15 protein-coding genes and 1 tRNA gene are annotated in these 21,501 nt (G+C 63.9%); 9 read left to right on the top strand and 7 right to left on the bottom strand.

What is annotated here, in order from left to right; translation table 11 throughout:
- Window positions 1-13: 13 nt before the first annotated feature.
- The 3 genes from pheS to lepA are packed head-to-tail and all read left to right on the top strand — an operon-like array spanning window position 14 to window position 5,332.
- Window positions 14-1,099 carry a phenylalanine--tRNA ligase subunit alpha gene (pheS, locus tag RLQ26_07410; protein ID MEQ9088552.1) on the top strand — a complete coding sequence of 362 codons (1,086 nt, stop codon included), beginning with the start codon at window positions 14-16 and terminating at the stop codon, window positions 1,097-1,099.
- Complete coding sequence (gene pheT / locus RLQ26_07405) at window positions 1,096-3,513, top strand: phenylalanine--tRNA ligase subunit beta (protein MEQ9088551.1); 2,418 nt, start codon at window positions 1,096-1,098, stop codon at window positions 3,511-3,513. Before pheS ends, pheT begins: the two co-directional genes overlap by 4 nt.
- A gap of 16 nt (window positions 3,514-3,529) precedes the next feature.
- On the top strand, window positions 3,530-5,332 hold the full coding sequence (gene lepA / locus RLQ26_07400) for a translation elongation factor 4 (protein ID MEQ9088550.1): 1,803 nt from the start codon (window positions 3,530-3,532) through the stop codon (window positions 5,330-5,332).
- A gap of 10 nt (window positions 5,333-5,342) precedes the next feature.
- Here the strand turns inward: lepA and RLQ26_07395 are convergent, their stop codons facing one another.
- Together RLQ26_07395 and RLQ26_07390 are read right to left on the bottom strand one after the other, a co-directional pair.
- Entirely contained in the window at window positions 5,343-5,960 is a 618-nt protein-coding gene (locus RLQ26_07395; protein ID MEQ9088549.1) for a glutathione S-transferase family protein, read from the bottom strand.
- Between the two features lie 60 nt (window positions 5,961-6,020).
- A complete protein-coding gene (locus RLQ26_07390) occupies window positions 6,021-6,338 on the bottom strand; it encodes a hypothetical protein (protein MEQ9088548.1) in 318 nt (105 codons plus the stop codon).
- A 148-nt stretch (window positions 6,339-6,486) separates the two neighbouring features.
- Here RLQ26_07390 and RLQ26_07385 point away from each other — a divergent pair.
- Window positions 6,487-6,574 (top strand) — tRNA-Ser (locus RLQ26_07385).
- 305 nt (window positions 6,575-6,879) lie between these two features.
- Here RLQ26_07385 and RLQ26_07380 read toward each other — a convergent pair.
- A complete protein-coding gene (locus RLQ26_07380; GenBank protein ID MEQ9088547.1) occupies window positions 6,880-8,412 on the bottom strand; it encodes a PLP-dependent aminotransferase family protein in 1,533 nt (510 codons plus the stop codon).
- A 268-nt stretch (window positions 8,413-8,680) separates the two neighbouring features.
- On the opposite strand from RLQ26_07380, the gene RLQ26_07375 reads away from it, so the two are divergent.
- The 5 genes from RLQ26_07375 to RLQ26_07355 all read left to right on the top strand — a co-directional run bounded on the left by RLQ26_07375 (window position 8,681) and on the right by RLQ26_07355 (window position 13,034).
- Window positions 8,681-9,139: an ester cyclase gene (locus RLQ26_07375; GenBank protein MEQ9088546.1), complete on the top strand. Its 459-nt coding sequence runs from the start codon at window positions 8,681-8,683 to the stop codon at window positions 9,137-9,139.
- Between the two features lie 30 nt (window positions 9,140-9,169).
- Window positions 9,170-10,474, top strand: coding sequence for an aromatic ring-hydroxylating dioxygenase subunit alpha (locus RLQ26_07370; GenBank protein MEQ9088545.1), 1,305 nt, complete (start codon window positions 9,170-9,172; stop codon window positions 10,472-10,474).
- Window positions 10,471-10,848, top strand: a complete 378-nt coding sequence (locus RLQ26_07365) for a hypothetical protein (GenBank protein MEQ9088544.1) — start codon at window positions 10,471-10,473, stop codon at window positions 10,846-10,848. The genes RLQ26_07370 and RLQ26_07365 overlap by 4 nt, the downstream gene beginning before the upstream one ends.
- Window positions 10,849-10,888: 40 nt before the next feature.
- Window positions 10,889-11,593: a glutathione S-transferase family protein gene (locus RLQ26_07360; protein MEQ9088543.1), complete on the top strand. Its 705-nt coding sequence runs from the start codon at window positions 10,889-10,891 to the stop codon at window positions 11,591-11,593.
- Between the two features lie 91 nt (window positions 11,594-11,684).
- Window positions 11,685-13,034 (top strand): DUF1329 domain-containing protein, encoded by a 1,350-nt coding sequence (locus RLQ26_07355; protein ID MEQ9088542.1) that lies wholly within the window; start codon window positions 11,685-11,687, stop codon window positions 13,032-13,034.
- A 99-nt stretch (window positions 13,035-13,133) separates the two neighbouring features.
- On the opposite strand, the gene RLQ26_07350 is transcribed toward RLQ26_07355, so the two are convergent.
- The 4 genes from RLQ26_07350 to RLQ26_07335 all read right to left on the bottom strand — a co-directional run bounded on the left by RLQ26_07350 (window position 13,134) and on the right by RLQ26_07335 (window position 21,464).
- Window positions 13,134-13,424 (bottom strand): DUF1330 domain-containing protein, encoded by a 291-nt coding sequence (locus RLQ26_07350; protein ID MEQ9088541.1) that lies wholly within the window; start codon window positions 13,422-13,424, stop codon window positions 13,134-13,136.
- Window positions 13,425-13,563: 139 nt separating this feature from the next.
- Window positions 13,564-17,730: a translocation/assembly module TamB domain-containing protein gene (locus tag RLQ26_07345; protein MEQ9088540.1), complete on the bottom strand. Its 4,167-nt coding sequence runs from the start codon at window positions 17,728-17,730 to the stop codon at window positions 13,564-13,566.
- Window positions 17,731-17,752: 22 nt separating this feature from the next.
- Window positions 17,753-19,618, bottom strand: coding sequence for an autotransporter assembly complex family protein (locus tag RLQ26_07340; protein MEQ9088539.1), 1,866 nt, complete (start codon window positions 19,616-19,618; stop codon window positions 17,753-17,755).
- Between the two features lie 226 nt (window positions 19,619-19,844).
- Window positions 19,845-21,464, bottom strand: coding sequence for a glycine betaine ABC transporter substrate-binding protein (locus tag RLQ26_07335; protein ID MEQ9088538.1), 1,620 nt, complete (start codon window positions 21,462-21,464; stop codon window positions 19,845-19,847).
- Between the last annotated feature and the right edge of the window lie 37 nt (window positions 21,465-21,501).

Raw genomic sequence — 21,501 nt, 5'->3', positions numbered from 1 at the left:
CTTTGGGCGTGAGATGGCAGAAAGTCCGGAAACACTGGAGCAAGACCTCCTGGCCCGCGTGTCGGAGGCCACAACCCTTGCCGAGCTCGAGGAAATCCGCGTCGCGGCGCTCGGCCGGAAAGGGCTGATCACCGAACGCATGAAGGGGATCGGTGCGCTGCCGGCCGAGGAACGCAAGGCGGCGGGCGCGGCCCTCAACCAGGTCAGGGATCGCCTGGCCCGGATGCTTGACGAGGCCCGCCAGACGCTCGAGGCAGCAGAGCTCGATGCCCGCCTTGCGCACGAGACGGTGGACATCACCCTGCCGGTTCGCCCCGGCAGCCCTGCGACAGGGGGGCGGCTTCACCCGATCAGCCAGACCCTGTCGGAAATCCTCGCAATCTTCGGCGAGATGGGCTTCGAGGTCGCCGAGGGCCCCGATATCGAGGACGATTTCCACAATTTCGAGGCGCTCAACATCCCGCCCGAGCATCCGGCCCGGCAGATGCACGACACTTTCTACCTGCCGGAAAAACCCGATGGCTCGCGGCCGGTCCTGCGCACTCATACCTCACCGGTTCAGATCCGGGCGATGCAGACCCGCAAGCCGCCGCTCAGGATCATCGCGCCCGGGCGCACCTATCGCTCGGACTCCGACATCACCCACACGCCGATGTTTCATCAGGTGGAAGGCTTGATCGTCGACCGGACGACCCATATGGGGCACCTCAAGGGGTGCCTGGTGGAATTCTGCCGCACATATTTCGAGGTGGATGACTTGCCGACCCGGTTCCGGCCCAGTTTCTTTCCGTTCACCGAACCCTCGGCCGAAATGGATATCGGCTGCGCGCGCGACGCGGACGGGCTCAGGATCGGTGCCGGCGCCGACTGGCTCGAGATTCTCGGCTGCGGCATGGTGCATCCCAAGGTGCTCGCGGCGTGCGGTATCGACGGTGATCAATACCAGGGCTTCGCCTTCGGCATGGGAATCGAGCGCATCGCGATGCTGAAATACGGTATCCCCGACCTGCGCACCTTTTTCGAGGCTGATCTGCGCTGGTTGCGTCATTACGGTTTTGTCGCGCTCGACGTGCCGTCCCTCGTCCGGGGCACGCCATGAAGTTCACGCTGTCCTGGCTCAAGGAGCATCTCGAGACCGACGCCTCTCTCGAGCAGATTTCCCATCGACTGACCATGCTTGGCCTCGAGGTGGAAAGCGTGCGTGCGCCGGCCGACACGTTTCGCGATTTCATCGTGGGTCACGTGGTGAGTTGCAAGAAACATCCGGACGCCGACCGGCTCAAGGTCTGTGTTGTCGATACGGGGGACGAGCGGGTTCAGGTGGTCTGCGGCGCGCCCAATGCGCACGAGGGCATGAAGGGTGTTTTCGCGCCGGCGGGCAGCATCATTCCCGGCACGGGTGACGAATTGCGCAAGGGCGTGATCCGGGGCGTCGAGAGTGCGGGAATGCTTTGCTCCGAACGGGAGATGGGGCTTTCCGACGATCATGAGGGCATCATCGAACTCGCGCCGGACGCGCCGACAGGGACCCCCTTTGCCGCCCTGATGGGGCTCGACGATCCGGTGATCGATATTGGAATCACACCCGATCGCGCGGATTGTCTTGGGGTCGACGGCATCGCGCGCGATCTGGCGGCCGCCGGACTTGGCCGGCACATGCACCGCGAAATTACCGAAGTCGCGCCGACAACGGATGCAGCCATTGGGATCGCGCTCGACTTTCCGGCAGAGAATGAAGACGCCTGCCCTCTTTTCCTCGCTCGGGTGATCAGGGGGGTGCGTAATGCCGAAAGTCCGGCCTGGCTGCAGAACCGGCTCAGGGCCGTGGGGCTCCGTCCGATTTCGGCGCTGGTGGACATCACAAATTTCCTCACGCTCGACCGCGCCCGGCCGCTGCATGTTTTCGATCTGGCGAAGATCCGCGCGGAAAACGGCGGCGGATTGACAGTGCGGTTCGCCCGGCCGGGCGAAACGCTGCAGGCGCTCGACGGGCGCGAATACACCCTGGCCGACGGCATGACGGTGATCGCCGACGATACAGGACCGCTAAGCCTCGCCGGCATCATGGGGGGTGAGGCCAGCGGCTGCGGAATGGCGACGGTGGACGTCGTTCTCGAGGTCGCACTGTTCGATCCCGTGCGCACGGCCGAGACCGGCCGGCGGCTTGGGATCGACAGCGACGCCCGCTACCGCTTCGAGCGCGGCGTCGATCCTGCCTTTGCGCGGCCGGGCATGGAGCTTGCAACCCGGCTGATCCTCGAACTTTGCGGCGGCGAGGCGGGGCCGGTGACCGTCGCGGGCGCGCCGCCACTGGCGGAGCGGACCATCGTCTTCCACTGCCAACGCGTCGAGAGCCTGGCGGGCGTCACCGTACCGCCGGCGGACCAGCGCCGGATTCTGGCTGATCTCGGTTTCGCCATCGAGGAAGCGGGCGAGGCCTGGCGGGTATCTGTGCCAAGCTGGCGTCACGACGTGGCGGGCGAGGCGGATCTCGTGGAGGAGGTGGTGCGCGTCGTCGGCTATGACGCGATACCCGAAACGCCACTCAGGCGCGAATCGAGTCTGCCTGCCGCGGCCTGGTCGGCCGGGCATCTCAGGGCCGATCTCGTGCGCCGGCTTCTTGCGACGCGCGGCCTGATGGAAGCCGTCACCTGGTCCTTCATGGAAAAAGGCGCGGCCCGGCTGTTCGCCGATGCGCCAGCGACCCTGACGCTCGCCAATCCCATCAGCGCCGATCTCGATCAGATGCGGCCCTCGATCTTGCCTAACCTGATCCTCGCAGCCGGACGCAACCTGGCGCGCGGTGCCGACGGGTTCGGGCTTTTCGAGGTCGGCCCCGTCTATGCCGATGACACGCCGACAGGCCAGTCGCTGGCGGCGGCGGGGCTGCGCGCGGGTGCGGCCGTCCCGCGCCACTGGAGCGAGGCGCGGCGGCAAGTGGATTGTTTTGATGCCAAGGCCGACGCGCTGGCGGCGCTGGAGGCCGCAGGGATTCCGGCGGACAGCGTCCAGGCGACGCGCGACGCGCCGCCCTATTACCATCCTGGCCGCTCGGGCCTGTTGCGTCGTGGTCCGAAACAGGTTCTGGCCAGCTTTGGCGAACTGCATCCGGGTGTTCTGCTACGGCTTGACGTCGCGGGACCGGTCGTGGCTTTCGAGATCCATCTCGATGCCATCCCGGCGCCCAAAGCAAAATCGGGCAAGGCGCGTCCGCCCTTTCACCCGTCCAACCTGCAGGCGGTTGGGCGCGACTTCGCCTTCGTGGTCGATCGCGAGGTGGCCGCGGCCGATGTCGTGCGCGCGGCGACAAGTGCCGAGAAGAGGCTGGTCCGCCAGGTCGAGGTCTTCGACGTCTACGAGGGCGAGCACGTGCCGGAGGGCAAGAAATCGCTGGCGATTGCCGTGACGTTGCAGCCCGAAAGCCGTACGTTCCGCGACGAGGAGATCGAGGAGATTTCCGCCCGGATTACCGCCGCCGTCGCCAAGGCGACGGGTGGCGTGTTGCGAGGATAGGCCGCGGCCGCGCATCATGACCGACATCTCCCATATCCGTAATTTCGCGATCATCGCTCACATCGATCACGGCAAGTCGACCCTCGCCGATCGCCTGATCCAGCTTTGCGGCGGCGTGGAACAGCGCGAGATGCGCGACCAGATTCTCGATTCCATGGATATCGAGCGCGAGCGCGGCATCACCATCAAGGCCCAGACGGCCCGGCTCACCTACAAGGCAAAGAACGGCGAGACCTATATCCTCAATCTGATGGATACGCCCGGCCATGTCGATTTCACCTACGAAGTCAGCCGGTCGCTCGCCGCCTGCGAGGGCTCGCTTCTGGTTGTGGATGCGACCCAGGGCGTGGAGGCCCAGACGCTGGCGAACGCTTATCTCGCGATCGATGCGGGTCACGAGATCATTCCCGTGCTCAACAAGATAGATCTGCCCGCGGCCGAGCCCGCACAGGTCTCTGCCCAGATCGAGGAGGTGATCGGGCTGGATGCCTCGGACGCGGTGTTGATCTCGGCCAAGACGGGGCTCGGGATCGGGGACGTTCTCGAGGCCCTCGTCCACCGCCTGCCGCCGCCCCGGGGGGAGGCCGCGCGCCCGCTCAAGGCGCTTCTGGTTGATTCCTGGTATGACGCCTATCTCGGCGTCGTGATCCTGGTGCGCGTGATCGACGGGACCCTCAGGAAGGGTCTGAAGATCCGCATGATGGCCACCGGCGCCGAACACGAAATCGATCGCGTGGGTGTCATGCTGCCCAAGGGGGCGCTGGTGGATCGGCTCGGCCTCGGCGAGGTGGGTTTCATCACCGCCTCCATCAAATCGGTCTCGGACTGTCAGGTGGGTGACACGCTGACCACGCCCGCCAAACCGACGGACGCGCCGCTGCCCGGCTTCAAGCCCAGCGTGCCGGTCGTGTTTTGCGGCATTTTCCCGCAGGACGCGGCCGACTATCCGCAACTGCGCGAGAGCATGGCCAAGCTTCGGCTGAACGACGCCAGCTTCGAGTTCGAGCCCGAAACCTCGGCCGCGCTGGGCTTCGGGTTTCGCTGCGGTTTCCTCGGTCTGCTGCATCTCGAAATCGTGCAGGAACGCCTCGAGCGGGAATTCGATCTCGATCTCGTCACCACCGCGCCCAGCGTCGTCTATCGGATCCACAAGACCGACGGGTCGGTGATCGAGTTGCACAATCCGGCCGACATGCCGGATTCCGTGCATATCGACCGGATGGAGGAGCCCTGGATCAAGGCCACGATCATGACGCCCGACGAGTATCTGGGGGGCGTGCTGGCGCTGTGCGAGGAGCGGCGGGGCGAGCAGATTGATCTGACGTATCTCGGCAACCGGGCCCTGGTTGCCTATCGCTTGCCGCTGAACGAGGTGGTGTTCGATTTTTACGACCGGCTCAAATCGGTCACGCGGGGCTACGCCAGCTTCGATTACCAGATGGACGATTACATCTCGGGCGATCTGGTGAAACTCTCCATCCTCGTCAATGGCGAGGCGGTGGACGCGCTCTCCATCATCGTCCACCGCAGCCAGGCGGAAATCCGGGGGCGTTCGATCATCACGAAGCTCAAGGACCTTATCCCGCGCCATCTTTTCAAGATTCCGCTGCAGGCAGCGATTGGCGGCAAGGTGGTGGCGCGCGAGACCATCTCGGCCATGCGCAAGGATGTTCTTTCCAAGTGTTATGGCGGCGACATCTCGCGCAAGCGCAAGCTGCTCGAGAAACAGAAGAAGGGCAAGAAGCGCATGCGCCAGTTCGGCAGCGTGGAAATCCCGCAATCGGCCTTTCTCGCCGCCCTCAAGACGGACCAGGAATAGGCCGCGTGCCTCACCCCAGCCGGGTGAGCTGCGCCTGCCAGTGGGGGCGCGCCTCGAGCCGGGCCGTCCAGTCCTCGAGCGCGGGCCAGCCCGCGACGTCGAGTCCGTAATTCCGGCCGAAGAGGACGTTGAAGCCGACATTGAGGTCGGCCAGGGAAAACTTCTCGCCCGCGAGCCAAGGATTCTTGCGCAACTCGCCATCGAGGATCGCGCAGGCCCGGCGCAATTCGTCGCGCCCGCGGGCGCGGAGATCGGCACTGGTCATCGGGTGATCCGGGCCGAAAAACGCTTCGACGATGAGGGGGTCGATCGGACGCTCGATCGACCATTGCGCCCAGGACGTCCATTGCAGGATGCGCGCCTGCCGGCCCGTCTCGCGCGGCCAGAAATCGGCGTCTCCGAATTTGGCCGCGATATAGAAGGTGATGGCCGACGCTTCCCAGACCGTGACATCGCCATCGGTCAGGGTGGGGATGGTGCCGGTCGGGTTGAGGGCAAGGAACTCGGCCGTCTTCGTGCCGCCATCGGCATAATCCGTCGGTACGTGTCGATAGGCCGCCCCGACCTCGTCCAGGGCCCACAGGCAGCGCAGCGCGCGCGAGCCCGCCTTGCCATACAGCGTCAGCATGTCCTGTCCTCCCGTCTTCTTTCGCCCCGCCTGCGAGACTAGCGCATCGCCTCCGGCGGGTCAGCCCGCGGGCGGGCGCGGCTTCCGGCGGCCCGAAAAATACGAGACGATCACCAGAAGCGCGCCCAGGATCAGCGTGGCGCGGACCGCGTTCCAGCGCAGCACCGGAGCGAGCCAGTCGGTCCACAGATCGGGATGCAGGTGGCGTTGCACGACGGCCTGGCTGAGGTTGAGGCTGGCGGGCGAGAGATCGTACCAGAGCTGGCCGATGGCGATGGGCCGCCAGACACCGCTCCCGAGGTAAAGCGTCGCCTGGTAGACGAGAAGGCTCATGCCCAGGACGAGAACGAGCCAGCCGAGAAAGCGGATGATCTTCATGGCGGCGCCTCCCTCTCTCCCGATCCTAGGCTTTGGTGGGGCAAAATTAGGGCAGGGGGTCCGGCTCACCGGGCCGGGGAAACCATTGGTTTACCGCTGTGCTGGCAGGTTGCCCGGCCGGGGCCGGTTGAGTAAGGTCGGCCGCCGTGGAGGGATGGCCGAGCGGCTTAAGGCGCACGCCTGGAAAGCGTGTTCACCGAAAGGTGTCGGGGGTTCGAATCCCCCTCCCTCCGCCACCCGGCTGCCCGCGCCCTCCCCGGTGGGCAGCGAGCGAGCAACCCGGGTGATCACCGGCGGCAGGAAGTTCCCCAAGTCCGGGGAAGGTTCCCCCGGTGGACGGGAAGGGGTTAACCCTAACCCGGCCTACGCACGGCCGCCCTCTGGTTTACAGGCGACAATGGGAGCGGGGGAGGCAGAAGCGTAAATCGCTGCCCTGGCCGCGACAAGGGGGCCGGATGCGGGGGCGTCCCGATATCTCGAGAACGAGTTCCTCGCGGGCTGGCCAAGGGTGGGTGTCCGGCCCGATCGTCGCCCGGGGCGTTCAGGCGATCCGCCCGTAGATTCTCCTCAGCGATCTCACGCCCGTCCTGATCGCCTCTTCCGACAGGCCCGCATACCCCATCACGAGATGGGGCTGGTCCGGGCGCCTCAGATAGCAGCCCTCCGTGGTGTAAAGAGATATATTCTCCGCCGCCGCCAGCGACAGAAGCTCCTGCACATTGCCCCAGGTCAGGTCCTTCAGTTTCAGCAGAAGGTGGACACCGGCGCTGATTCCCTGAATCTCGGCGGTGGTGCCAAAGGCCTTCTTCAGGGCCTGGATCAGTATCTTGCGCTTGCGAGCGTTCCTGACCCGGCTGCGCCTCAGATGCCGTTCAAAATGCCCCTCGCGGATGAAATCCGCGAGCACCGCCTGTTCAAGCGTGGGAGAATGCCGGTCCGCAAGCCACTTCGCGGTGGCCGTCGGCAGGGCAAGGCTCCGCGGCACGACCACATAGCCAATTCGCAGCGCCGGTGCCAGAACCTTCGAGAAAGTTCCCAGATAGATCACCCGGTCGCGATGATCGAGCGCCTGCAGCGCCTCCATGGGCCGCGCCTGATAATTGAATTCGCCGTCATAATCGTCCTCGAGAATGAAGGCATCGTTCTTGTCAGCCCATGAAATCAGCCCCAGCCGCCGCGCCAGGGACATCACCACACCCGTCGGGTACTGGTGGGATGGCGTGACGCAGACCAGCCGGGGCGCGTCCGCAAAGGAGGGGAGAGATTCCACCTGCAAGCCGTCATCGTCCACCGGAACGCCGAAAACCCGGGCGCCCAGGGCCTCGATCGGCAGGCGCGTCCCGGGGTAATGAGGTTCCTCGATGGCGACCCGGTCACCGGGATCGATCAGGGTCCGCAAGGTCAGATCGATTCCCTGCTGCGACCCGTTCACGATGATGACCTGGCTTGGGTCGCAGGAAACGGCCCGATTGCGGTAGATGTATGCCGAAATCGCTTCACGCAGCTCCGGCAGGCCTTCGGGCTCTCCATAAACGAAGCTGGCGCGCGCATCGTAGCGCAAGTGTCTCGAAGTCAGCCGCCTCCAGATCTCCCTCGGAAAATGATCGATATCTGGATGACCGTAACGGAAATCGATCTTTCGCTGCGGGTGCGATTTTCCGGGTATGGGGGGCGGGTGAAGGGAAATAGACAAGGCCCGGCGGATATATGCCGAAAGCCGGGGCTGAAAATTCTCGCCCCCATCCTTCTCGCCGGACCGTGAAAAGCCGTGTTCGGTAAGGGACAGGAACTGCTCTGCAACATAGGTCCCGGAGCCCGTCCGCGTCTCGAGATACCCCTCGGCCAGAAGGCGGTCATACGCCACCACGACAGTATTGCGCGCGACGCCGAGTTGTTCGGCCAGCGCCCGGGTCGACGGCAAGCGTGCGCCGGCCTTCAACTCTCCGTTGAGGATCTGTTTCTGCAGGGCCCGGAAAATCTGCTGGTACCGGGGCAGGCCATCCGCCGCCTCCGGGGCGCCGTAATGGGCCGCCTGCTGTCCGGCAGACCCGATCTTTCTGGCGCTTTCGCCCATCAAAACCTCTCAGTTCTCGGCCGGCCCGGTGCGGTGTCGATCGCCGTCCCGGACGATCTTAGAAGAGAACCCGTCGACTTCGAAGTGGCTGAAGTAAAGAGGCGCGAAAACACGAATTAACCTATTGGGAATACAAAGAAAAATAGAGCGGACCAGTTATGTGACAAAAAAATGGCCCTTTCTATGGTCCCTCCGGGCCAGTACCTCGAGACGGGGGCACGGACAGTCCCCTTGGCAAACCCCATGAGAATCGAAAGAGAGCGGGCGAATGTCACCACGCCTAGAAATGGTCAAAGAACACCTGACCGTCGAAAATCATCACGACATGGAAGCCATGCTTGCGACGTTGGCCGACGAAAACCCGGTCCGTGACGAGATCAGCGGCAAGGTCTATCGTGGACAGAACGAAGTCGCCGCGCGCTACGCCGAGTTATGGACTGCCTTCCCCGATTTCAACGTCAGTCCAACCCTGATGATCGAGGGTGACAATACCGTGATGATCGAGGCGGATTATACGGGGACCCACAAGGGGCCGCTCAATGGACACGCACCGACAAACCGGAAATTCAAATGCCGGATCGTCGTTGTCTTCCGTTTCGTATCGGAAAAAATCGAGAGCGAATCCATCTATATGGATATCGCCGGGCAGTACCGGCAACTGGGGCTCCCCCTGGAAGGGGTCGACGGCCGGGCGGGGAAAACATCAACTTCGGCGGCGGCCTCCTGACAACCCAAATTCTGAACCCGGGTGGCAGAAATGTCTGAAGCAATGAAACTGGTTTCCAAAGACAGATCTCAATTCGTGACGGGACATGATCTCGGATCGCAAACGATCCCGGTGGACCATTACGTCTCTGAAAACTTCTTCGAGCTGGAGAAGGAGGCGATCTGGAAAGACTCATGGCTCTGGGTCGGGCGCGCCAGCGACATACCGGAACCAGGCAACTTCTTTGTCTTCGAATTCGACCTTCTGCATAGCGCTGTCATCGTCATCCGGGGCAAGGATGGTCAGGTCCGCGCCTTTCATAACTCCTGCCGGCACCGGGGCTCGCCCGTTCTCTTCGAAAATGAGGGATCTCGCAAATATCTGCGGTGCTCCTTCCACGGCTGGGTCTATGACCTGGATGGCACGCTCGTAAACGTGCCTCTCGAGGAACAGTTCGAGAATCTGGACAAGTCCTGCCTTGGCCTGAAGGAGGTCCGGCTGGGTATCTGGGGCGGATGGGTTTTCATCAATTTCAACCCGTCCCCCGAATACTCGCTGGATGAATGGCTGGAACCGTTGCCGGCCGCCCTGCGGGAATATTTCGCGAACGAAACCTGGTACTGGCGCGCCGGGTACAAAGAGATCTTCAAGTGCAACTGGAAAATTCTGGTCGATAACCAGATCGAAGGCTATCACGTGAACTCCCTGCACCGCCCGACCATTACGGGGGTATTTTCGCCGGGCGACATGCAAACCCTGGCTTTCCCGAACAGTCTTGGCGTTGGCGGGAAGCTGGAATGGTGCATGCCCTCTGATGAGGCGGGCCGCATCAAGCAAACCCCCGTCGCCGAACTGGCGGTGAAATACGGCAAGGACGCGCCATACACGGATAAAGACAAGGCCAGCAGTCACAAAGTGGCGGCCGACAAGTATCCTGGCGCACTCAATCGCAAGGGTCGTTCCGACTGGATCTTCGACGATTGGTCTCTCTTTCCCAACACGGTCATATTCCCGCAGCGCGACCATATGTGGATCCAGCGGGTCTGGCCTTTATCCGCTCATGAAACCGCCTGGGAGTGGGACTGGTGGTTCTGCTCCAAGCCACCGGAAAATTTCGGTGAAAGGTTTTCATGGGAGCAGGCCTATCTGACCCTGCGAAACATCACGACCGAGGACGTAAGCACCGTCGAGGGCATGCAGCGCACCTATCTTTCGGGCGCCGTGGACGGCCAGATCCTTTCGGCGGTCGAAACCTCGGTCCGCGGGTTCCAGAACCGTGTTTTCGAGGCGGTGGAGAGCTACAAGCAGCGCTCCGGCTTGACCGGCGCGGCACCGGGCACGGGGGCAACCGAATGAAACGGCAATCTGCCAAAAGAACGGGCGACCCGGATTTTTCAGATCTTGCACCGTTCGTCGAGGAATGGGGCCTGCCGACTACGGAAGACCGCATGCGCAAGCGCCTCAACAGCACGTTCGAGGAGCTGGAGAGTTTTCATGCGGCCATGATGCCCCGGCTCGAGGAGATAATTCAGTTCCTCAACCAGTACAGGCTCGACGAAATTCCCGCCCGGTACGAGAAGCTGGCGAATGCGGCGCTCGCCATGTGTGAGGTCGATGACCCCGTTTCGAAATGGCGCACGGTCACGCTCCCCGAGGCCGGGGACCCACGGCGCTTCATAAGCAAGAGGTCGTTCTACGACAACCGGCCCAAATCATCCGGCATAGACTGATGTCACGGGAGAGATGCTGGTTGCTGAGGGATACCGAGAAATGTTGAAGCTCTATTACGTCCCGGCCGAGACCGATCCGGTCGGCGGCGCCAGAAACGCAGCGAAAATCGAAATCGCGCTGTCGGAACTGGGCGAACAGCGCGAACGGGTTGATCTTGATAGAGAGAAAGATCTGCGGCCCAAGGACTCGTGGTACAGGAAAACCATAAATCCAAATGGGCTTGTCCCGGCGATTGACGACGATGGCTTCGTCCTTTGGGACTCGGTCGCGATTCTCCGGTATCTCGGCGACACACGGGGAAAAATATTTCCGGAGGATCCCAGGGAAAAGGCGCTGGTCCAGCAATGGCTCAGTTGGGAGGCAGAAGATTACAACTCGGACATGATCAACCTCTTTTATCTGAATGCGACAGAGGCTGCGACTGATCCAACCGCCTTTCCGACCGTCATCGTTGGCACAAAAGACAGTCCTGAAGCGCAGAAAGCAGCGCGGCAAAAGTACGCGTACAGGATGGAGATGCTGGAGCGCGAATTAACCGAGAATCCCTTTATCGCGGGCGAATTCTCGGCCGCGGATATCGCTCTCGCCTGTCATGTCGTCCTTTCGCCGCTCATGGATTTCGATCTTCGCCCATACGCACATGTCAGGGACTGGCTGCATCGCCTGTCGGAAAGGCGGAGTTTCCAGGCTGATCGGATTTTCTCCAACGACTTCCAGGCCGGCAGGAAAACTGGGCTTTTATGATCCATCACTGCCGTGGCCCGGGACACGGGATCCGAAAAAATAACGGCGGGCCAATCCGCCGCAGGCAAAACAGATAGGGAAGGGAGCTGTTATGTACGAGGGCACAACACCAAAACCACTCTTGCTGGTAGGGTCTCTCCTCATCTCGTTCGCGTTGACCGCCAACCTGAACGCGGCGGGCGCGAATGAGGCGGGCGGGGAACTTGAGGAATTCACGGTCATAAGCGCCGAGAATTTCGACTCCCTCAGGGAGAGGACCTTCGAGGGCCACAAGGTCGCGGACCTGATTCCGGAGCGGCTGGCATGGCAGATCAAAGACCATGGTCTGAAGATAACGGTCAAGAAATCGGAACCCGGAGGTCTACCGTACGATCCGAGGATTCTGGAAGCGACGGCGAAATATTCCGGCGCTGTCAGCCTCGATCCGGAAACTTACGAGATGAGCGGCTACAAGGCGGGGATCCCGTTTCCCGACGTGGACATGAACGATCCCCTTGCGCCGGTCAAGGTCATCTACAACTACCAGTATGCGCAGCCGCGTGGTGATCATTTCATATGCCCCTTCACCTACGTGCTGATCGATGGTGAGTCCGGGGTCAACCGCATACAGGAATGGCGTTTCAACCGGTATTACATGACAGGCCGCGTGACCGGCGGCCCGCCGGTCATGGGGGACGGGGAGGTTTTTCACAGGAGCATCTTTCAGGCGACTGCCCCGCACGACATCAAGGGGCTGGGGTTCTACGCCATTCATTACAATGGCCCCAGGCTGGAAGACACGTGGGCGTATATTCGCACCGTACGCCGCGTTCGCCGCCTTTCAGGCGGAGCGTGGATCGATCCGATCGGCAGCACGGATCTGCTTCAGGACGACGTGGAAACCTGGAATGCCCATCCCGCCTGGTATTCGCGCTACAAGCTCCTGGGCAAGAAATTCGTTCTGGCCCCGGCCAATAGCCAGGGACATCTGCCGGACCTGAACGACCGGTGGGCCTGGCGACCCGGTGCCGAAGGCCTGGACGCGCAGTTCCCGCGGCTGCAGTGGGAGACAGCGCCCCATTGGAATCCGAAGGACGTATATGAAGTTCGGGAAGTATATCTTACGGAGGCGATTCCGCCCGAATTTCACCCGTACTCGAAGCGAACCAACTGGTTCGATGCGAACAACTGGCGCCCTTACTACGGCGAGGGATATGACAAGAAGGGCGAGTTCTGGAAATGGCTCCACTTCGCAAGCAAGGCGTACGAGTCCCAGGATGGCTGGGTAAATCCGGCAACCGGGCGGCCCGCCATCTATATGTTCAGCGCCTGGGGAGTGGCGAGTGATTGGCAGCGCCGCCATGCAACGATGTTCAACGTCGGCGCCGGCTGCGCGATCAACCCCCCGAATGTCGATCAGGAATCCGTCAGCCTGGCCGAGCTGGAAGCCGGGGGATCCTGAGCGAGGCCAAGGGGGCCAGGGAGGCCAAGGGGGTCAGGACCTGCTGCCCTCGTTGGCCTCCCGATAGCCGCGGCCCCGGGGCGGGAAATGGCCCGGACCTCAGGGCCCGGGTATGATCACCGCGTTGGCGTTGCGCGAAAGTTCCATGCGCACGGCCTTGGCCGCCTGATAGCCGGGGTCATTGAGGAAATCATGGACCGCCTCCTTTGACGGGAAGCGCAGCACCACAACGGCGTTGGGCGGGTTCCCCTGAACCGCTTCGGCCGCAAGATCAGTCGCCACCAGCTCGCCCTTGTGCTTTTCAAGGAACTCGATGGCGGCCGGGATGTACTCGCTCTTGTAGCGTTCCACGTCGGCGACTTCGTGCATCATGATGAAATAGGCGCTCATCGGGCTACCCCCCTTTGCTGTGATCGCGTTGCGTGGCCCGGCCGTCCGGACCCGGTGATTCCCGCCATCATACAGTTTCGCCCCCGCCTGGCCAGCCGCCCCGTGCCGGAAAGAGAGCCGGCGCTCGCGGGCTGCCGGATCAGTAGTCGAATTCCCACTCGACCCCGACACCGCTGCGGCCGCTGCCGGTGGTTTCGCTCTCGACCGTGATGTTGGGTGTTATCTCCACCTCAATCGTCGCCGCCGTACTGTTCGGCGAGGCGCCCTGATCGACACCGAGATAGACGCCGTCGCTGATGTATTTCCCCGCCTTCACACTGGGCCCGCCGCCATTGCCGCCAGCGCCCACGCTGAGGACATCCACATTGAGCGCATCGCGGATCCGGCCGAGGAAATCGCCGGTCCCGGCCGTCTTCCCCGAAAGGAGAAGGGCAGCCTCGGCGACCTGCGCCATTTCGATCGGCGTCAGCCGGGCCGTCCCCCGCCCGAACAGGATCTGGGAGAAAATTTCATCGCGCGGCATGACGGGCTGGGCCGAAATATCGAATTGCGGATTATCTGCCTCGCCCGTTATGCCGATGGTGGCGCGGAAATCCCCTTCGGCATAAATCGCCTCGACGTCAAGCGATGGCATGATCTCTTCATCGCGCGTCGCAAGGCTGATCGTCCCCTGGCCGATCTGGAAAACCTTGCCCGCGAAGGTGAAACGGCCTCGGATAATTTCGAGCTGACCGCGGAATTCCGGCTCGCCGGGTGTGCCGGCGATATAAACGCGCCCGCCCCATTCGGAATCGAGGCCCCGGCCGCGCACGAAAAGCCGGTTGGGTACGTCGAGGGTGAGGTCAAGCGATGAGATTGCAACAAGTTCCGCAGTCTGGGGCGCCGGTCCGGAAGGAGCCGGCGCATCCTCGGCACCCACTCCCGCGCCACCGCCGATCTCGACCACGTTAAGCCGGATGATATCGGCCGGCAGATCGCTGACGAGGCGGGCCTCCACTTCTTGGGTTCGGATTTCGCCTGAAATTGCGAGCGCCTCCAGCCGGCCGCTCACCCGCACCGAACCATCCGCCGTCGCTGTCAGCAGGTCCTGGCGCACCAGGGTTGCATCGGTGAAACTAAACTCGAGCGCGGCGCGCGGGGCGCGGTCAAATTCCAGCCGGCCCCCGATGGTCAGCCGGCCGGCGTTCCCGTCCCTGGCTGTCCCGCTGATTCGGGCGGTATCCTCCTGAAAGACGATTTCGGTTTCGATCCGGGTCACCAGAGTGCCGGAGGCGAGATATTCGTATTGTGCGTCCGTGCTGACCAGCCGGCCGGTTATTTCCGGATCGTCGAGGGTGCCGGACAGGCCGGCTTCGCCTGCGAGCCGACCGGCGAGGCGGTGCAGGTCCAGCGCCATTACGCGCCCCGCAAGCTCGAGCGGCAGATCAATCCGGGCATTGCCCCGGATCGCCGTGTCACGTTCGATAGTCACGTTCCATGGCTGAAGTGAAGTCGATACCGGCAGACTCGCTGTCGCGGTAAGGATTTCCCCGCCGGTATCCGACTGGCCGGCGGCGAGAGTCATGTCGAGGCGCCCCGCCCGAAGGGTTCCCCGCGACTCGAGGGAAAAGGATGTGCCCTCGAACCCGCGAACCCCAGCCAGCGACAGGGCGGGTGCAGTTACCTCCAGCGTGCCGGTCGGCTCGTCGGGCGTGCCTGCCAGGGAGAGGGAAAGATCGGCCGCGCCGGCCACGCCGATCGCGGGGCGAAAGCGGGTGATTGCGGCCAGGGGCAGGCGCTTGGCCGTCGCGTCGAGCGACAGGGTGCCGGGGCCGAGCCTGGCCGTAATCGAAATCCGCCCGTCGCCGAGATCCGCCTCGAGGGGCGTCATCCGGGCTGTGCCTTCCTCGAGGGCAAGGACGAAAGGCGCGCGGGTCTCGATGATTTCACCTCCCAGCCGGCCCGAGAGTCTGTCGATCTCGAGCGCGATGCCCGCAGCGCGCCGCGAATACCCGCCCGCCACAGAAATCCGCGTCTCCAGTGCCGGACGTCCGCCCAGCGTCACCTCGAAAGACCCTTGATCGAAGGGCCGGCGCGCCCGAATGGTCCCCGCCAGCGTGACGGGATCGAGCCCGCCCGCGCCGCCGGCCCGAAGCCCGTCCGACGAAACCTGAAGCCGCGCCTCTTCGCCATTGTCGCCATTGCCTCCATTGTCGCCATCCAGGGTGAGGCTGACCCTGGCCGCGCCACTGATATCCGGCAAGTCCAGCCAGCGTGCCAGCGAGGAAAGATCCGTGGCGTCGGCGTGCAGATTGACCGCGACCGGTCGCCCGTCGGGCGAAACCGCAGCGTCGCCTGAAAGGGTTGCGCCCGGCATGACGATCCTGGCGTCGGTAAGCCGTACCGCGCTGTCGGCCCGCGCCAGGGTCGCGCCACCCGTGACGGTGGCGCCACGAAGGACACTCGTCACCGAGACCCGGCCCGCCATCAAGCGAGTGAGCGCGGGGGTTTGGAGACTGATGCGGGTTTCACCAATATCCTCGGGCCCGATCGAGAGTTCGCCAAGCTCGAGCACCAGGTCCGCGCCCGGCCCGTCCAGATCTCCCGCGATCGAGCCTTCGCCCGTCACCTGCCCTCGCAGCGCGATGCCGGCGGCCTCCGACAGGGGCGCCAGATCGGGCAGTGAAATTGTGTAGCGCGCCTCGATCTTCCCGAAATCATCGTGCCATCGCCCATTGGCGCCGAGTCGCACATGCCGGGCGTCGAGCGTGAGCTCGTCGAAAACAAGCTCCCTGGCCGGATCAAACCGGAACGTCGCCGCCGCCTCGATGTCGGGTCCCAGAATACGCCCGAGCGCGCCCGTTCCCATCGCATGGTTGCTGACAGTCATACGCAGACGGCCGCTGGCGCCGTCACCTTGCTGGTGAAGCGCTCCGTCACCCACCGCTTCGCCGCCGGCGGCGGAAAGATGCAGTCGCTCGAGGACGAGGCGGCGCTCGCGCCAGTCGGCTTGTCCGTTGAAATCGAGACGCGGCGCCGGGCCTGCGAGAGTCTGCCATGGGCTGTCCGGGCCGGCCAAACCGCGCAGCCGGACCTCGCCCGAAAAAGCCGCCTCCGCGCCTCCTCGCGGCCGCAGGTCGAGGGAGACATCGAGCGCGTCGGCGGTGAGCCCGGTCGCGGCCGGCTCGGCCAGGGTCGCGGTCAGGGTAACGCGCGGGGCTGTCAGCCGGCCGCCGACAAGTGCCGTCAGCGAGACGGAACGGCCCGCAAGGGAGGCCGGCCAGAAGGTCAGTTTGCTCACGTCATCCGACGCAAGTTGTGCTTCTCCCCTGATCTCGCTGGTCGCGAAATCGAACTCGCCCGAAGCGGCGAGCCGGATTTTCGGAAGAGTGAGCGTCAGCGTGTCCAGCCGCGCGCGGTCCCTTGCCGGAAGCCAGGTGCCGGTGAGGGAGAAATCGAGGGGATCGGCGAAAGACGCGCGCAGCAGGGGCGGCATCATCTGTTCCGCATGGAGCGTGCCCCGGGCGGTGAGGGAGATGTCCGCCGCCCGCGCGATCGCAATCTCCGCCTCGATCAAGGAGGCGCCGTTGAGGTGTCCGGTGAGATGACCTCGCCAATCGGCAAGCTGTCCCGCCCCGGCAAGCCGCAGATCGGGGCTACCCAGCCGGTCCAGCCCCGTCAGCACACCGAAGATGCTTTCGCGAGTCCATGTCAGCCGCGCCGACAGGTCGAGAAAATCGTCCCGCCGGCGATAGGTTGCGGCCACGACGATCCGATCTTCAGGGCTCTCCAGCGAGGCGACGGTCAGGCGCGAGACAATTTCTCCTTCCAGGTCGGCCTTCAACGATCCGCGGGCGCTCATCCGCGCCGTCCTTCCGGTAAAGGCGGGGCCGAACTCGATCAGCGCGAGATCGAGGCGCGCGAGGCTGAGATCCACCGGCAACATGAAATCCGCCGGATCGGGCCAGCCCGGCTCGGATACCGTCCTTTCCGGGCGGCTGATCTTTATGTGCCCGGCGGACAGCTGGTGAATCCGCGCCTGGCCCCGCAGGAGCGAGGCCGGAGACCAGTCGACTCGAAGGCTGGTCATTTCGACCCACTGCCCCGCGTCGTCGGCGATTGTCGCGCGGCCGATCCTGAAAGAGTCCCGCAGCCTGCCTTCGAATCCCGAGAGGCTGACCCGGCGGTTCGGCGCGCTGAGCATCTGCCCGAGGACCGAGACAGTGATTTCCCCGCCGACCCGCGTTTCGAGCGCGGCAACGAGTGTCCCGGCTGCGAGGAACAGCATCCCCGCGATCACGATCAGGCTTCTTCGTATCAGCTTCATATTCCGGCTGCTTCAAGACGTCTCAAAAGGATTGCCCGACGCTCAGATAGAACTGGAAGAGGTCGTCCACCCCGTCCCGCCGGTCGATGGGAAAGGCGAGGTCGAAGCGCAGCGGCCCGAACGGCGTGAAATAGCGCAGGCCCAGACCGGCTGCCCAGCGTAACCTCGCCGGATCGTCCGGGATCGGGTCCCGAAAAACATTGCCGCCATCGAGAAACGGCACGGCACCGATGGATTCGGTAATGCGGATCCGTGTCTCCAGCCCCAGCTCGATGACTGAGCGGCCGCCCAGCGGGTCGTTGGTCGCATCAAGCGGGCCGACCCGGCGAAACTCGAACCCGCGCACCGAACCGCCGCCGCCCGCGTAAAAACGCTTGTTGGCCGGCACTGCGGCCCGGCTTTCGCCGACAATGGTTCCGAGACGCAGGCGGCTGGCAAGCACCACGCCATCTTCCGGGTCCAGCGACAGATAGTGCGACCCGTTGGCTTCGGTCACGAGAAAGGATGTCGTCTCGTCGAGTGTGCCAAAAAACGGGGACACCCGGAACCCGAGGCGGTTGCCCTGCGTAGGGTCGAGAAGATTGTCGGTGTCGTCTCGGCTGAAAGAAAGTGGAAACCCGGTCAGGAAGGTCTCTTTCTCGCCCGCTGTGTCGGTCAGTTCCAGAATTTCGAAAGTCGGTCCCGCGCGCAGGCGCCAGCCCCAGGCAAGCGCCCGATCGAGTCCGATGGCGGCGGCCAGGCTTCTCTCGTCGAAAGCGTCGTCATCTTCCCGGTTGAGCGCCAGACTGGCAAACAGGTCCTGCCCCTGCATCCGGAAATGGGGTTTGGTGAAATCGAGCGACAGGCTTTGCGTAATTTCGCCGATCTCGGCCGCCGCCGTGCTTCTCTCGGCCGCACCAAAAAGGTTGCGGTGTTTCCAGGAGGCGCTGACGCTGGCCCCGACATCGGTCGAGAATTTGGCGCCGAAACCGACCGAGCGCCGCGCGCGCTCCACGACCCGCATTTGCAAGGGCAGCATGCCATCGGCCGATAGCGCCTCTGCCGCCTCGATGCTCACACCCTGAAAGAGGTTCGTCTCGGCCAGGGTCTGGCGGAAATTGTCCACTTTGTCCTGGTCATAGATGTCACCCGCCTGCCAGGGGGTGAGACGGCGGATATAGTCTTCCGAGACATCGGCCAGGCCGGTGATCGTCAGGGGCCCGAAACGCGCGCGCGCTCCCGTCGAAACCTCGACCTCGACCGACATGGCTTCCTGCGTGTGGTCGACAACGACCTTGTGGTCCGTGATTTCGGCGAACGGGTAGCCTTTTCCGGCCAGGCGGCGCGGTAACCGGCGGCGCGCGTCGGCGATGGGGGCGGCCCGGGCGGGCGTGTCGAGAGCGGGGATGACCGTGTCCAGATCGAGGGTGGCCTGGATGTCCTCGGCGAGCGGCGGCGAAAAGGCGACCGTGTAATCCTCGAGCCGGTAGACCGGCCCGGGCTCGATCCGGAAAATGACGTCGACGGGTTGTCTGTCCTCGCGGATCGAGAAGTCGATCCGGCTCGCGTAATACCCGTCGGCGCGCAGGACGGCCTCGAACAGCTCCTGGTCCTCGCGCGCCCGTCGCCGGAGGCCGCCCGAAGTCAGCGGCGGCGTGTCCTGAAAGGCGACGAGCCGCGAGGTCTCTCGCAGTCGCTCGAGCAACGCCTCGTCCGTGATGCCCTCAATGGTCATCCGGTAAGTCAGGGCATCGGACGTCCCGGCGGGTTCCGCGCCCGCCGGCCCCGCCGCCCATCCCGCCGCCCATCCCGGCGCCCATCCCGGCGCAATGGCGAGCAGGGCGAGGGAGGTGACGAGGGATATACAGAACGTAACGATTGCCCATCGGGCTTCCGCAAATCGGATCATCGCTTACCGGGTCCGGTGCCTGATTATTGTCTGTCACCACGCCGCCGGCCTGAACCGCAGTCGGGCGGTTTCCCGGGCCTGTCGCCCGTCCGGCATCATCGCCTGACCAGGGGTGTACGGGAATTCTTGGCTTGGGGTGCGCCCTTGTAATATCGACATAGGCGTGAAGACAGCGGAATCAAGCCCTGTGCCCCGGGCCAGCCAGGCAATACCTCTTCGCCGTCCTTTACGATTCGGTCCAGTTCTCGATCAGGCGGGCGTTTTCGGTCGCCCAGCGGCGGGCGACGACTTCGGGCAGCGCGCGCGCGTCGCCCATGCCTTCGATCCAGCGGTTGACCTCTTTGGACGTGAACCGGGCCGCGCCCAGCAGCCCGGCCAGATCGGGCGCGGTCTTTGCCAGTTCCCGGCTGAAGCCCACATGGATACGGGCCGGCGGGAAGGCACAGCCGGCCTTGGAGTCATCGTTTGCGGCCGGGCTCGGGACCGCCGGCGCCAGCGCGAAACAGTCTGAGCTGTAGGCCGGTTCTTCCAGCATGGTCAGTTGGTATTTTTCCATTCCCCAATGGGGCTCGTAACAATAAAAAGCGATGGCGCGATGGTCACGAAAGGCCGCTTCCACGTGGTCCCACAGCCGCGCCTCGTCCCAGGTCGTGAGTTGGTAGACTCTTTCAAATCCATAATCCCGCGCCTTGAGCCGCATGATCCGGGCTGCTTCCCAGCTCTCATCCCCGATCCACAGATCGGGCTTGCCGCTGCCGTCCACGTCGAAGAGCGTGTGGGCGCCGGGTGTCATCAGGTCGTGGACCCGCTTGATACCCAGTTGCTGGGCCACATAACGCGGCACGCAGATGCCCTGGCGTCCCAGATAGGGAGCGTCATTGAGGACAATGTTCTTGCTTTCAGAGAGGAATGGCTCGTGGTTGGGCAGCCAGACGTCGGGATGGACATCGTAAGTACCGTCCTGTTTTTCAAGGGACTCGAATATCTCCTCGTTCTCCGCCCGAACGAGGTCCACCTGATAGGGGAGTCTCTTTTCAATGGCGGCCTGAAGGATATGCGCGACCGCGTTGGCGCTGTCCCAATGCGGGACACCGATGCGGATCGTGCGTATTTTCTCCGCGGCGTCGCCTTGTGATGTCGCGATCGGTGAGGCCGCGGGCGGAGGGATGGATCGCGAACTGAACTGTTCCCTCGTCAGTTCGCGCGTTCCGCGGGTCACCGCGTCGTCGTTCAAGAGGGCGTGCAGGCGGTCGACCGGGGTCGCGAAGCCGATTTGCTGCTCCCCGGTCTCGCGCGCGTAGACCAGGCCGATAAGCGCCCCCGTGTCGTCGACCAGCGGGCTGCCGCTGCTTCCACCTGCGATGGGCGCAGATATCTGGATAACCTTGCGCCCGCCCTCGCTGCGGATGCCGCTGACGAGCCCGTCGGACAGCGAGCCCGTAAGTCCTTTGGGGTTGCCGATCACGTAAACGCGCTGCCCGACCGCGGGGATGGGGCGGCGGCGCACCTCCAGATGCGGCCCGGGAGATTCCCTGATTTTCAGAATGGCGATATCGCCGGCCCAATCGGCCGCCAGAATGTCGACGACCGGACTGCTCCTGCCGCTGCCCAGGCGCGTCACCGTCACGAGTCGCGCATCTTTTACGACGTGATAGTTTGTAACGACGACAGTGGGGCTGATGAAGAAGCCGGTCGCACGGCCCGCCTTGCCGCGCACGGTGGCTACCGTCACGGCCGCGAGGGCCGGCTGGATCCGCGCAAAAACCTCTTTCGGGTCGAGTGGCTCGGCACTGGCCTCCGTGACGAGGCAGACCAGGACGAGGGCCGCACTTATCAAGGGCCTCACGGTGACCTCCAGTCTGGTTTCAAAGGCTAGCAGAACG

Source organism: Alphaproteobacteria bacterium (assembly GCA_040220875.1).
Classification (GTDB): Bacteria; Pseudomonadota; Alphaproteobacteria; order JAVJVX01; family JAVJVX01; genus JAVJVX01.
The sequence above is the reverse complement of the archived record's forward strand: the minus strand, read 5'-3'. Positions and strand labels throughout refer to the sequence as shown.

Excerpts from the sequence above, each read along its gene's own strand:
- pheS (MEQ9088552.1), top strand. The coding sequence starts at position 14 with ATGGCAGAAAGTCCGGAAACACTGGAGCAAGACCTCCTGGCCCGCGTG.
- RLQ26_07375 (MEQ9088546.1), top strand. The coding sequence starts at position 8,681 with ATGTCACCACGCCTAGAAATGGTCAAAGAACACCTGACCGTCGAAAAT.
- lepA (MEQ9088550.1), top strand. The coding sequence starts at position 3,530 with ATGACCGACATCTCCCATATCCGTAATTTCGCGATCATCGCTCACATC.
- RLQ26_07355 (MEQ9088542.1), top strand. The coding sequence starts at position 11,685 with ATGTACGAGGGCACAACACCAAAACCACTCTTGCTGGTAGGGTCTCTC.
- RLQ26_07365 (MEQ9088544.1), top strand. The coding sequence starts at position 10,471 with ATGAAACGGCAATCTGCCAAAAGAACGGGCGACCCGGATTTTTCAGAT.
- pheT (MEQ9088551.1), top strand. The coding sequence starts at position 1,096 with ATGAAGTTCACGCTGTCCTGGCTCAAGGAGCATCTCGAGACCGACGCC.
- RLQ26_07395 (MEQ9088549.1), bottom strand. The coding sequence starts at position 5,960 with ATGCTGACGCTGTATGGCAAGGCGGGCTCGCGCGCGCTGCGCTGCCTG.
- RLQ26_07340 (MEQ9088539.1), bottom strand. The coding sequence starts at position 19,618 with ATGATCCGATTTGCGGAAGCCCGATGGGCAATCGTTACGTTCTGTATA.
- RLQ26_07345 (MEQ9088540.1), bottom strand. The coding sequence starts at position 17,730 with ATGAAGCTGATACGAAGAAGCCTGATCGTGATCGCGGGGATGCTGTTC.
- RLQ26_07360 (MEQ9088543.1), top strand. The coding sequence starts at position 10,889 with ATGTTGAAGCTCTATTACGTCCCGGCCGAGACCGATCCGGTCGGCGGC.
- RLQ26_07390 (MEQ9088548.1), bottom strand. The coding sequence starts at position 6,338 with ATGAAGATCATCCGCTTTCTCGGCTGGCTCGTTCTCGTCCTGGGCATG.
- RLQ26_07380 (MEQ9088547.1), bottom strand. The coding sequence starts at position 8,412 with ATGGGCGAAAGCGCCAGAAAGATCGGGTCTGCCGGACAGCAGGCGGCC.
- RLQ26_07350 (MEQ9088541.1), bottom strand. The coding sequence starts at position 13,424 with ATGAGCGCCTATTTCATCATGATGCACGAAGTCGCCGACGTGGAACGC.
- RLQ26_07370 (MEQ9088545.1), top strand. The coding sequence starts at position 9,170 with ATGTCTGAAGCAATGAAACTGGTTTCCAAAGACAGATCTCAATTCGTG.